Source organism: Paraburkholderia sp. RL17-383-BIF-A (assembly GCF_046028015.1).
In the GTDB taxonomy this organism is placed as follows: Bacteria; Pseudomonadota; Gammaproteobacteria; order Burkholderiales; family Burkholderiaceae; genus Paraburkholderia.
On record NZ_JARESR010000021.1, the window covers coordinates 89,604 to 102,079 of the forward strand.

At 62.8% G+C, this 12,476-nt stretch carries 11 protein-coding genes; 6 read left to right on the top strand and 5 right to left on the bottom strand.

The window, feature by feature from the left end; translation table 11 throughout:
- Positions 1-77 precede the first annotated feature (77 nt).
- The 3 genes from P0D71_RS22985 to polA form a co-directional block, all read right to left on the bottom strand.
- A complete protein-coding gene (locus P0D71_RS22985; protein WP_408482265.1) occupies positions 78-950 on the bottom strand; it encodes a dienelactone hydrolase family protein in 873 nt (290 codons plus the stop codon).
- Positions 951-1,055: 105 nt separating this feature from the next.
- Positions 1,056-2,405: an NAD(P)/FAD-dependent oxidoreductase gene (locus P0D71_RS22990; protein WP_408348849.1), complete on the bottom strand. Its 1,350-nt coding sequence runs from the start codon at positions 2,403-2,405 to the stop codon at positions 1,056-1,058.
- A 168-nt stretch (positions 2,406-2,573) separates the two neighbouring features.
- On the bottom strand, positions 2,574-5,315 hold the full coding sequence (polA, locus tag P0D71_RS22995; RefSeq protein ID WP_408482266.1) for a DNA polymerase I: 2,742 nt from the start codon (positions 5,313-5,315) through the stop codon (positions 2,574-2,576).
- 1 nt (position 5,316) lies between these two features.
- Here polA and P0D71_RS23000 point away from each other — a divergent pair, with 1 nt between their 5' ends.
- A complete protein-coding gene (locus P0D71_RS23000; protein WP_091804736.1) occupies positions 5,317-6,060 on the top strand; it encodes an LOG family protein in 744 nt (247 codons plus the stop codon).
- Positions 6,061-6,125: 65 nt separating this feature from the next.
- Here the strand turns inward: P0D71_RS23000 and P0D71_RS23005 are convergent, their stop codons facing one another.
- Positions 6,126-7,043 carry a transcriptional regulator GcvA gene (locus P0D71_RS23005; protein ID WP_408183666.1) on the bottom strand — a complete coding sequence of 306 codons (918 nt, stop codon included), beginning with the start codon at positions 7,041-7,043 and terminating at the stop codon, positions 6,126-6,128.
- A 97-nt stretch (positions 7,044-7,140) separates the two neighbouring features.
- On the opposite strand from P0D71_RS23005, the gene P0D71_RS23010 reads away from it, so the two are divergent.
- Entirely contained in the window at positions 7,141-7,710 is a 570-nt protein-coding gene (locus tag P0D71_RS23010) for a chromate transporter (RefSeq protein WP_408183664.1), read from the top strand.
- Entirely contained in the window at positions 7,707-8,237 is a 531-nt protein-coding gene (locus P0D71_RS23015; protein WP_091804741.1) for a chromate transporter, read from the top strand. The genes P0D71_RS23010 and P0D71_RS23015 overlap by 4 nt, the downstream gene beginning before the upstream one ends.
- A gap of 54 nt (positions 8,238-8,291) precedes the next feature.
- On the opposite strand, the gene P0D71_RS23020 is transcribed toward P0D71_RS23015, so the two are convergent.
- Positions 8,292-9,818: an AMP nucleosidase gene (locus P0D71_RS23020; protein WP_091808998.1), complete on the bottom strand. Its 1,527-nt coding sequence runs from the start codon at positions 9,816-9,818 to the stop codon at positions 8,292-8,294.
- 199 nt (positions 9,819-10,017) lie between these two features.
- On the opposite strand from P0D71_RS23020, the gene P0D71_RS23025 reads away from it, so the two are divergent.
- The 3 genes from P0D71_RS23025 to P0D71_RS23035 all read left to right on the top strand — a co-directional run bounded on the left by P0D71_RS23025 (position 10,018) and on the right by P0D71_RS23035 (position 12,432).
- Positions 10,018-10,413: a hypothetical protein gene (locus P0D71_RS23025; RefSeq protein ID WP_091804744.1), complete on the top strand. Its 396-nt coding sequence runs from the start codon at positions 10,018-10,020 to the stop codon at positions 10,411-10,413.
- Positions 10,414-10,639: 226 nt separating this feature from the next.
- Positions 10,640-11,635: a homoserine kinase gene (locus tag P0D71_RS23030; RefSeq protein ID WP_408482268.1), complete on the top strand. Its 996-nt coding sequence runs from the start codon at positions 10,640-10,642 to the stop codon at positions 11,633-11,635.
- The gene (locus P0D71_RS23035; RefSeq protein WP_091804748.1) at positions 11,626-12,432 is read left to right on the top strand and encodes a BPSS1780 family membrane protein; all 807 of its coding nucleotides are present in this window, start codon (positions 11,626-11,628) and stop codon (positions 12,430-12,432) included. Before P0D71_RS23030 ends, P0D71_RS23035 begins: the two co-directional genes overlap by 10 nt.
- Positions 12,433-12,476: the final 44 nt, after the last annotated feature.

The following is a 12,476-nucleotide window of genomic DNA, read 5'->3' on the forward strand; positions in this document are numbered from 1 at the left end:
CAACCGCACTCAGGCGGCAACGGCCTTCTTGAACCGCGAGCGCGAGGGCTCGCCGGTCAGCGTAAAAAACAGGCGGTTCAGGCTACGCCATGCTGCTTGAACCACGCCAGCGTACGGCGCCAGCCGTCTTCCGCGTCGGCCTTTTTGTAGCTCGGGCGGTAATCCGCGAAAAACGCGTGACCCGCATCTTCATACACGACGAACTGCGAACCGCGTCCCACTTGCGGACCTTGCGCGATGGCCTGCTTCATCTGTTCGAGCGTGTCCTGCGGAATGCTTTGATCTTGCAACCCATAGAGTCCCAGGACCGGCGCATGAAGGTGCGCGACCTCGTCGAGCGGATTGGCCGGCGTTATCGCGTTCTTTGCGCCCGTTACTCGTCCATACCAGGCGGCGCCCGCCTTCAATCGCGGGTTATGTTCGGCGTACAGCCATGCAATGCGCCCACCCCAGCAGAAGCCGTTCACGCCTAGGCGGTTCAGATCGCCGCCATGCTCGCCCGCCCAGGCAACCGTCGCGTCGAGATCGCCGATGACCTGATCGTCCGGCACCTTGCTGACCAGTTGCTCGTTGAGCTGCTGCATGCTCGTATAAACGGTCGGATCACCCTGCCGCTCGTACAGATTCGGCGCGATCGCGAGATAGCCCTGCTTGGCGAAGCGCCGGCACACGTCGGCGATATGCTCGTGCACGCCAAAAATCTCGTGCACGACGATGATCACCGGCAAGTGCGTCTTACCCTTCGGCTGCGCGCGGTACGCCGGCACCAACGTGTCGCCGGAGCGTACCGCCACTTCGCCTGCTTCGAGACCGTCGCTGTCCGTATGGATAGTTTGCGCGGATACCGGCAGCACGGCGGCGGCGAATCCGGTGCCGAGCGCTGCTTTAATGAAAGTGCGACGGTCGAAGGGGACGTGCGGGACCAGGCTGTCGATCTCGGGTTTCAGCATGCGGCGCTCCTCGGTTGAACGTTGGAGGCAACAGGATACGCCTGACACGCATCCTGTTGCACAAGCAACGTTTCCGGGCGCCGACCAGGCGCGGCACAGCCCAAGTCAGTGGAGCTTGACCCGCGGCAGCGTTGTCCGGCGTAACCAGTGAGCGAACGTATCGAGCACCATCCGCGCGTAGCCGTGCAGCGCGGCGATGTGCAGCCGGTACAGCGACATGTACATGAAGCGCGCGAACAGCCCTTCGATCAGCATATTGCCGCCGATCACCCCGCCCATCAGATTGCCGACGGCGCTGAAATGCCCGAGCGACACCAGCGAACCAAAGTCGCGATAGGTAAATTCCGGCAACGGCTTGCCATCGAGCCGCGCCGCCAGCGCCTTCATCAGAAAGCTCGCCTGCTGGTGAGCCGCCTGCGCGCGCGGTGGCACGTTGCGCTCATTGCCCGGCCACGGACAAGCGGCGCAATCGCCAAGCGCGAAAACGTTGTCGTCGATTTCGGTTTGCAGCGTGCGGCGCACGACGAGCTGGCCCAGACGATTCACCGGCAGGCCGTCGAGCTGGCTCAGCACCGCCGGCGCCTTGATACCCGCCGCCCACACCGTCAAATCGGCGCGCACGGTTTTGCCGCTTGCGGTGCGGATCAGGCCGGGCGCGACTTCGGCCACGGTTTCGCCGATCATCAGCTTCACACCGAGCTTGGTGAGCAGCTCGGCCGTAGCTGTCGAAACCCTTTCCTGCAGAGCCGGCAGAATGCGCGGCCCCGCCTCGATCAGCACGATCCCGACGTCATGCCGCGGATCGAGCTTATGCAGGCCGTATGCGGACAGCACCTGCGCGGTGTTGCGCAATTCCGCCGACAGTTCCACACCGGTTGCGCCGCCGCCGACAATCGCCACCTGAATGCGCGGCTCGCCCGTGGACGACGTGCCCGGACCCGATTCGACGGGCTCGTGCACCTGGTGTTCGGCACGCATGCAGGCCGCGATCAGGCGTTTGCGGAAACGCTCGGCCTGACTGACCGTGTCGAGCGCAAGGGAGAATTCGGGCGCACCCTTTACGCCGAAGAATGCGGTCGTGCTGCCGATCGCGATGATCAGCGTGTCGTATTCAAGCTCGCGTTCGGGTAGCAGTTCGGCGCCGTCGTCGTCGAGCACGGTTCCAAGCGTGAGGCGCTTGTTCGCGCGGTCAAGGCCTGTCAGTTCGCCCTGCTGAAATTCGAAGCCATGCCAGCGCGCTTGCGCCGCATATTCGAGTTCCTGCGTGAAGGGGTCCATGCTACCGGCCGCCACTTCGTGCAACAGCGGCTTCCAGATATGCGTCGGATTCCGGTCGACGAGCGTGACCTGCGCCCGCACGCTGCCCTTGTTCTTGTGGGGTGCGTAGCGATCGCCCAAACGCGTCGCCAGTTCCAGTCCCCCCGCGCCTCCGCCAACGACGATAAAACGATGCATTGAACTCTCCGTGTTTGCCGATGGGTTATGCGTCGCCGCGACGCGCACGAGATCTCACCCGAGCGCGCCGCCTTTGAGCGATTGTCCGCGAGCAACACGGGTTGTCACAAGCCATCAATGCGCATGTGTGACATGCGCACGACGATATCGCGCCCCGTCATACGCAAGTCAATGCGCTTCTTCCCAGTTCAGGCCGGCGCCCACTTCGGCGACCAGCGGCACCTTCAGGTCGGCGACACCGCACATCAACTCGGGCAAGCGCTTGCGCACGTCGGACAATTCCGCGTCCGGTACCTCTAGAATCAGTTCGTCATGCACCTGCATGATCATGCGCGTACCGATCTTCGACTCTTCGATCCATTTCTGCACCGCGATCATCGAGAGCTTGATCAGATCGGCGGCCGTGCCTTGCATCGGCGCGTTGATCGCGGCGCGCTCGGCGGCCTGACGGCGCGGACCGTTGCCGCCGTTGATCTCGGGCAGCCACAGCCGGCGGCCAAACACCGTTTCGACGTAGCCCTTGGCCTTCGCGCTCACGCGCGTTTCGTCCATATAACGCGCCACGCCCGGATAACGTGCGAAATAGCGGTCGATATAGAGCTTGGCCGCGTCGCGCGTAATGCCGAGGTTCGAGGCGAGCCCGAACGAACTCATGCCGTAGATCAGACCAAAGTTGATGACCTTGGCCACGCGGCGCTGGTCGTTCGAGACTTCGAGCGGCGTTACGCTGAATATCTCCGCCGCGGTGGCGCGGTGAATGTCTTCCCCTTGCGAGAACGAACGCAGCAACGATTCGTCGCCCGAAATGTGCGCCATGATGCGTAATTCGATCTGCGAGTAGTCCGCGGAGACCAGCTTGTGCCCCGGCGGTGCAATAAACGCTTCGCGAATACGGCGGCCTTCGCCGGTACGGACGGGAATGTTCTGCAAGTTCGGATCGTTCGATGCCAAACGTCCCGTCACCGCCACGGCCTGCGCATAGTTCGTATGCACGCGTCCCGTGGTGGCGTTGACCATGCGCGGCAGCTTGTCCGTGTAGGTCGATTTCAGCTTCGACAGGCCACGATGTTCGAGCAGGATCTTCGGCAGCGGAAAGTCTTCCGCGAGTTTTTGCAGCACTTCTTCGTCCGTGGACGGTGCGCCGCTCGGGGTCTTCTTGACCACCGGCAACTCCAGCTTCTCGAAGAAGATCTGCCCGATCTGCTTCGGCGAACCCAGATTGAATTCGCCGCCGGCCAGCACATACGCCTCGCTTTCCAGCTGAATGAGACGCGTGGCGATTTCGCTGCTTTGCTGACGCAGCTTCTCCGCGTCGATCAGCACGCCCGTGCGTTCCATCTTCCGCAGCACGCGCGAGGTGGGCAGTTCGATGTCGCGATAGACGTACTCGAGCGTTTTCTCCGCCGCCACCTGCGGGTACAGCACCTGGTGCAGCCGCAAGGTGATGTCGGCGTCTTCCGCTGCGTATTCCGCGGCCTTGTCCAACGCGACTTCGTCGAAGCCGATCTGCCCCGCGCCCTTGCCCGCCACCTCTTCGTACTTGATCGTCTTCACACCGAGATGACGCAGCGCGAGGCTGTCCATGTCGTGCGTGCGATGCGATTCGACCACGTACGATTGCAGCAGCGTGTCGTGTTCGATACCGCGCATTTCGATGCCGTAGTTCGCCAGCACCTGCTCGTCGTACTTGAGATGCTGGCCGACCTTCTTGTGCTGCACGCTTTCGAGCCACGGCTTGAGCTTTGCGAGCACTTCGTCGCGCGGCAATTGCACGGGAGCGTCCGGGCCGCGATGCGCGAGCGGCACATAGGCCGCACGGCCCGCCTCGACCGACAACGACAGCCCCACGATCTGCGCGACCATGGGGTCGAGCGAGGTGGTTTCCGTATCGAAGGAGGTCAACTCGGCCGCGTTGATCCTCTCGAACCACGCGTCGAATTGCTCCCACGTCTGCACGGTGTCGTAATGGCGCTCGTGATCCACCGACAAAGCAGGCGCCACGTCGGTTTCCGGACCTTCCATGGCGTCCGCGATTTCCACTTCGCGCAGCCACGTCTTGAAGCCGTGGCGCGTGAACACCTCGCGCAATTCCTCGCGCGATTCCGGCCGGCTTTGCAGGCTTTCCTCGATCGACACGATATGGTCGGTCATATCGCAGTTGCGATCCACCGTGACGAGTTTCTTCGCCATCGGCAGAAAATCGAGCGCACGGCGCAAATTGTCTCCTACCGCACCTTTAATTTCGTCCGCATGTGCGACGATGCCATCCAGCGACTCGAATTGCGTCAGCCATTTGATCGCTGTTTTCGGCCCGCATTTCTCGACGCCCGGCACGTTGTCGACGGTATCGCCGATCAACGACAGGTAGTCGACAATGCGCTCCGGCGGCACGCCGAACTTGGCGAGCACACCGGCGCGGTCGAGCGTTTCGTTAGTCATCGTATTGATGAGGGTGACATGATCCGACACAAGCTGCGCCAGATCCTTGTCACCCGTCGACACGATCACATTCATGCCACGCTTTTCCGCCTCGGTGCTGAGCGTGCCGATCACGTCGTCGGCCTCGACACCTTCTATCATCAGCAACGGCCAGCCGAGCGCGCGCACGGCCACATGAATCGGCTCGATCTGGCGCGAGAGATCGTCCGGCATGGACGGGCGATTCGCCTTATAGTCGGGGTACCAGTCGTCGCGAAACGTTTTGCCCTTGGCGTCGAACACGCACGCGCTATACTCTGCTGTGACTTCCTTGCGCATGCGCCGCAGCATGTTGATCATCCCGTAGAGCGCACCTGTCGGACCACCGTCGGGGCTGCGCAGATCAGGCATCGCATGGTAGGCCCGGTACAGATAACTCGAACCGTCGACCAATAGCAGGGTCTTACCTTCAAGGCTTCGTTCTTCAGGCATTATGACTAAGAGAAAAGTGATTCCGAGTCTGCGATCACTCGCAGATCAAGAGCGCGCAACGGCCAAAAAGGCCCGCGCATCGTGGCAGATGTTCACGATTATGGCAGAGTTTATCGAGGCGACCGAGTACCTCTCGGAGATTCGCCCGGCTGTCAGCATCTATGGTTCGGCTCGCCTGAAACCGAACTCGCCCTACTACAAACTTGCCACGCAAATCGCGCGCAAGTTGTCCGACGCCGGCTTTGCGGTGATCTCGGGCGGCGGCCCGGGCATCATGGAGGCGGCCAACAAGGGCGCTCATGCGGGCAAGGCCCCGTCGGTCGGTCTGAACATCGAATTGCCGCACGAGCAATCGGGCAATCAATGGCAAGACATCTCGCTGCGCTTCCGCCATTTCTTCACGCGCAAGGTCACGTTCGTGAAGAACTCGGACGCCGTGATCGTCATGCCCGGCGGCTTCGGCACGCTGGACGAACTTGCCGAAGTGCTCACGCTCATCCAGACCAAGAAGTCGCGTCATGTGCCGATCATTCTGGTGGGCGCGGAGTTCTGGGAAGGCCTGCTTGCGTGGTTCAAGAACTCGCTCACGCCCATGGGCCTGATCAACCCGGCCGACATGGACCTGATGCAGGTCATCGACGATCCGGACCAGGTGCTCGAAGCGGTGCTGAAGTTCTATGAAGACCGCGAAGAAACCGAGCCGCAGCCGACCAAGTCGGATGAAGACCGGATGTTCTATCTGTGAGTCTGCACGCTTCGCGCTGCGGCGCGAAGCGAATGCAACTCCATGCGCCATGAACACGCAGATCACTAACGGGTAGCCTCGAGGCTGCCCGTTTCCTTTTCGCGGGTTTGATCGCCTTGCGCTTGCAACCATTCGCAGAACTGCTCGACTAGCGGCGCATGCGCGACCTCGCGCCGTGCGACCCACCAATAGCCGCGTGCATCGATGCGCGGGGCCGCCAGCGGCACCACGAGCCGACCCGACGCCAGCTCATCCGAGAGCAGGGGCAGCGGACCGAGCGCGACACCGAGGCCGTCCACCGCGGCCTGCAAGGCCAGATAGAAGTGATCGAACGATTGCTTCTTGCGGCATTTCACCATCACTCCAGCCGCCGATAACCAGTTGCTCCAGGCATCCGGCCGCGTGTCGGAATGCAGCAGCACGTGCCGCGCGAGATCGTCGGCGACGTTGATCGGCGAGCGCTGCAATAGCGCCGGACTGCACACGGGAATCTCGCTTTCACCCAGAAAATGGCCGCTCACGCAGTTGGGCCAGTGTGCGGGACCGCGACGAACCGCAACGTCGAAGCCGTCCAGGGTGTCGACCGGCGCGTTCGAGGTCGACAGTCTCAACTCCACATTCGGCACCTTGCGCTGGAACTGATGCAGGCGCGGCAGCAGCCATTTCATCGCGAACGTGGGCAACGCATTCACGCGCAGCACATGGACGACGCCGGTGTCGCGCAATTGGTCCGTTGCACGCGCGATGCTGTCGAACGCGGCCTGAACGGTGGACAGGTAGCGGCGCCCTTCTTCGGTCAGGCGCACGCGTTTGCCGCGACGCTGAAACACCTGCACGCCGAGCCACGTTTCGAAAGCCGCGACCTGCCGGCTGATTGCACCATGCGTCACATGCAGCTCGGTCGCCGCGGCGGTGAAGCTTTCATGCCGCGCCGCGGCTTCGAAGGCGCGCAGCGCCGGAAAAGGAGGAAGGTTACGGGCCATGCTTGTGATTCTAGATCACAAGCCGGCGCTCAAAAATCGTTTTGCCCGCCGCGGGTTCGGCGCTAACCTCCTGAGCTTGAACTGGAAGCGAACCGACATGGACCACGATCTCACCTTGTCCGAGCCCGCGCTGGCGCCCACGCCCACCGTGCGGGAAATCTTCGGCGGCTTTCTCGGCCTCGGGCTGATCTCGTTCGGCGGTGCACTGCCGCTGGCGCGGCGCGCGCTGGTCGAACAACGCCGCTGGCTGAGCGCCGACGAATTCACCGACCTGCTCGGCCTATGCCAGTTTTTACCGGGCGGCAACGTGATCAATCTTTCGGTAGCAATGGGCATGCGCTTTCGCGGCGTGCCGGGCGCACTGGCCGGCCTCCTCGGACTGATCGCGGGACCGTCGCTGGTGGTGATCGGCCTTGGCGTGCTGTACGAACACACGCAGAACGACCCGCACGTTCGCCATCTGTTTGCCGGTCTTGCCGCAGCGGCTGCCGGCCTGCTGATCTCGATGGCCGTGAAAATCCTGTTGCCGTTACGGCATAGTCCGATGGCCGCGCTTATCGCGGCGCTCGGCTTCATTGCGATTGCGATCATGCGTCTACCGCTTCTGCCCACCATGCTCGTGCTGACGCCGCTCAGCATTTACATCGCCTCGCGGAGCGCACGATGAACGACACGCTCATTTCCCTCGCCGTTATTTTCAGCCAGCTTTCGCTACTGGCGTTCGGCGGCGGCAACACGATTCTTCCGGAGATGCAGCGGCAAGTGGTGGATGTGCATCACTGGATGCCGGCCAGCGAATTCAGCGCCCTGTTCGCGCTCGCGCAAGCGGCGCCCGGTCCGAATCTGATGATCGTCACGCTGGTCGGCTGGCATGTGGCCGGTTGGGCGGGCATGCTGGTGACCTCGGTGGCAAAGTTCGGGCCGTCGTCGCTCGTGACGATCCTCGCCATGCATGCGTGGGAGCGATTCAAGGACCGCCCGTGGCGTCGTTACGCGCAATTGGGACTGGTGCCGGTGACTGCCGGCATTGTCGCCGCGAGCGCGGCGCTGATTGCCGAAGCGTCGAACCCGACGGCCATTGCGTGGGCGATTACCGCCTTCACCGCCGTGATGGCGATGAAGACGCGCATTCATCCACTGTGGCTGCTGGCAGCCGGCAGTTTGATCGGGCTGACCGGCTTCGGGCAGCTTTGATCGAACAAAGGCGAGCCGAACCTGCGCTCGCCTTGCCCGCTTGTGAAAAGGCGCTTACTGGAACGCCACTTCCGCGAAGCTGCGCAGCTTGCGGCTATGCAAACGATGCAGCCCGTTCATCCGCAATAGCTCCATCGCCTTCACGCCGATCTGCAGATGCTGATCGACCTGCGCGCGATAGAACTGATCGGCCATGCCCGGCAGCTTGAGCTCGCCATGCAATGGCTTGTCCGACACGCAGAGCAAGGTGCCGTAAGGCACGCGGAAACGGAAGCCATTGGCGGCGATCGTCGCGCTTTCCATGTCGAGTGCAATCGCGCGGCTTTGCGACAGCCGCTGCACCGGCTCGCGGTGATCGCGCAATTCCCAGTTACGGTTATCCACACTTGCCACCGTGCCCGTGCGCATCACACGCTTCAATTCGACGCCGTCCAGTTGAGTGACCTGCGCGACCGCGCGTTCCAGCGCGACCTGCACTTCGGCGAGCGCCGGAATCGGCACCCACAGCGGCAGGTCGTCGTCGAGCACGTGATCCTCGCGCACGTAGCCGTGCGCGAGCACATAGTCGCCGAGACGCTGTGTATTGCGCAGGCCTGCGCAGTGGCCGAGCATGATCCACGCATGCGGACGCAGCACGGCGATGTGATCCGTAATGGTCTTCGCATTCGACGGCCCCACGCCGATGTTGACCATCGTGATGCCGCTGCCGTCGGCGCGCTTCAGGTGATACGCCGGCATCTGCGGCAGGCGCGGCGGAGCGGTGCCTTCCTGCGCCTGCTCGCCGAGGTTCTCGTTGTACGTGACCACGTCGCCAGGCTCGACGAACGAGGTGTATTCGCTGCGATAGGCGCGCAGTTCTTCGTCGTCGGTATGGGCCATCATCGTGCGACCGAGTTTGACGAACTCGTCGATATAGAACTGGTAGTTCGTGTACAGCACGTAGTTCTGGCAGTGCGTGGGCGACGTGGCCGTGTAGTGCTTCAGCCGGTGCAGCGAGAAATCGACCCGCGCCGCCGTGAACAGCGCGAGCGGATGCGGCTCGCCCGGCTGCGGCTCGTAGGTGCCGTTGACGATGCGGTCGTCGAGCAGCGCGAGATCGGGCGTGTCGAACACATCGCGCATCAGGAACAGACGCTCGCGATCCAGATCGCCTTCGAGGTGGATGCCCTCGGCGAACGCGAAATGAATCGGAATCGGCTGATCCGACACGCCGACTTCGATCTTCACGTGATGGTTCTTCGCCAGCAGGCGCAATTGCTCGCGATAGTAATTGCCAAACAGGTCAGGGCGCGTAACGGTCGTCTCGAACACGCCCGGACCCGCGACGAAACCATACGAGCGGCGCGAGTCGATATGCGTGTTGACCTCGGTGCACACGCGCACGAAGGGATAGCAGGCGCGCACGCGGCTCGGGAACAGTTCGTTGCGGCGATAGCGCGCGAAGGCGTCGCGCAAGAACGAAGTGTTCGCTTCGTAGATCGCCGAGAGGCGGGTAACGGCCTCGGTCGCGTCGTCGAAGGATTCGGTCGGGAAGCTGTTGGCGGGAGTCTGCACCGCGCGTTGATTGGTATCGTTGTTCATCTTCATTCGCCTCGATTGATGAGGCGACATTACCACGGAACGCGTGATCGCCAAATGACCTGGCGGCGCCACAACACACGCTCGCACGCGGCTCGCAAGATTGCGGGCACGCCGCGCGAAAGCGGCGCAAAATAAGGCGATCGCGCCCGACGGGCAGGCTGGATTTGCTAGAATCGGGGCACCCTATCGGAGAATCACCATGAAGCCGCTCCTTCCCGTCGCCGTTGCACTGGCCCTCGCCTTTGGCAACGCCGCGATGGCTGCCCAGCCTGTCGATGACACTCCGCCCCCCGGCGCGCCCCAGTCCGCCAATGAACGGGCGGGTCTGCCGGACCTGGAGAAGATCAATCGTCCGGCCGCCGAGGTCAGCTCGAAGGTCGAAATCAATGTTCCGCGCACGCCGAGCTTTTACGAGCGCAGCCCGAACGGCACCGAAATCACCGAATACCGCGACAAAGGCAAGCCCGTCGAAATCAACGTGCATTCGAACCTCGGCACGCGCTACCAGATGAGCGCGCCGCTCGACACGTCGCCCACCGTGCGCGACAACGGCCGCGCAAGCACGCGCTTGCCGTCGGTGAACCTGACCTATTGATGCATGCCGGCACGGCGGCCCCGGAGTGGGCCGCCGCCCGGATCCACGCCGCCCGCAAGGTGTCGTCCTGGCCTTCGGCCTGCTTGCCGGATTCCAACCTGGGCGGTTCGGCATTGAAATGCCGCAGCGCTTCACGGTCCCAGAGAACACGTTTCGTACCGCATTTGCCACACATCGCACTGGCCGCACTGCGCCAGCCCGACCAACCTGACTCGACGTTTCCCGCATGGCTGTCTTCACCGCTGTCACTGAACCCCAACTTACAGAATGGATGCGCCATTACGATCTCGGCGACGTCGTCGAATTTCGTGGCATCTCCTCCGGTATTGAAAACAGCAACTTCTTTCTGACGACAACGCGCGGCGAATACGTCCTCACGATCTTCGAAAAGCTGACAGCCGAACAACTGCCGTTCTATCTCGACCTCATGCGGCATCTGGCCGCGCACCGCGTGCCGGTGCCGGACCCCATGCCACGCGAAGACGGCGCGCTGTTCGGCCTGCTGCAAGGCAAGCCCGCTGCGATCGTGACCAAACTCGAGGGCGCGCCGGAATTGGCGCCGGGCGTCGAGCACTGCATCGAGGTCGGGCAAATGCTGGCGCGCATGCATCTGGCAGGACGCGATTACCCGGCCTATCAGCCCAATCTGCGCAGCCTGCCGTGGTGGAAGGAAACCGTGCCGACCGTTCTGCCGTTTCTGGAAGGCGAGCAACGCGACCTGCTGTCGTCCGAACTGGCGCATCAGGAAGCCTTTTTCGCCTCGGCCGATTACGCCGCTCTACCCGAAGGCCCATGCCACGCCGATCTGTTCCGCGACAATGCCATGTTCGCCCACGCCGATCCGGACACGGGCCACGAGGTACGCCTGGGCGGTTTCTTCGACTTCTATTTCGCCGGCTGCGATAAATGGCTGTTCGACGTGGCGGTGACGGTCAACGACTGGTGCGTCGACCTCGCCACCGGCAAGCTCGACGACGCGCGCACTGAAGCCATGCTGCGCGCTTACCAGACCGTGCGCCCGTTCACCGCAGAAGAAAACCGTCATTGGGGCGACATGCTGCGCGCGGGCGCATATCGTTTCTGGGTCTCGCGCCTGTATGATTTCCATTTGCCGCGCGCGGCCGAGTTGCTCAAACCGCACGATCCCGGCCATTTCGAGCGCATTCTGCGCGAACGCCTATCCGGCGTTGCACTTCCAGGCATTCATACCTCATGCAACTGATCGAAGTCCCCGCGAAAACCGGCTATGTGTGGTTCCGGCAGGGTATCTGGCTGTTCCGCAAGAACCCGCTCGCGTTTCTGACGCTGTTCTTCACCTATCTGCTGGTAATGACGCTCGTGTCGCAGATTCCAGTGATCGGCGGCGTGTTGCCCTTGGCGTTCATTCCGGGCGTCGCGGTCGGTTTCATGGCGGCGTGCCGCAACACGATCGCGGGCAAGCCGGTCTTCCCCACCATTCTGGTCGACGGTTTTCACTCGTACGGCCCGGTGGTCGCCAAACGGCTGCTGGTGCTCGGTGTGCTCTATGTCCTCGCGATGGCGCTGGTGCTGGCCGGTTCGGCGCTCGCCGACGGTGGCATGCTGCTCAAAGTGATGCTCGGCGGCGCCACGATGGACCAGGACGCAATTGCCAACAGCAATATTCCGCTAGCGGTAATCACGGCTTTGGCGCTCTACCTTCCGGTCGCCATGATCTTCTGGTTCTCGCCGATTCTCACGGCATGGCATGACGTGCCGCCCGTCAAGGCGATGTTCTTCAGCATCGTCAGTTGCTGGCGCAACCGCGGCGCGTTCATTGTGTTCGGCGCGCTGTGGTTCGCAGTAGCGATCACGGTGTCGCTCGGCTTGTCCGCGCTGATGCAGGCGCTGGGTGCGGGCGACTTCGCGTTCGCGGTTCTGATGCCCGCCACGATGATCGTGACAACCATGCTGTACTGCTCGTTCTACGCAACCTATCGCGGCTGTTTCGGTGTGCAAACGCCCGAAACACCGGACTTGCCGACCACCCCGGCGGCTTGAATTCCGTTCAGGTCCGGCGCGGTTCTAGCGCCGGACCCTGCGCC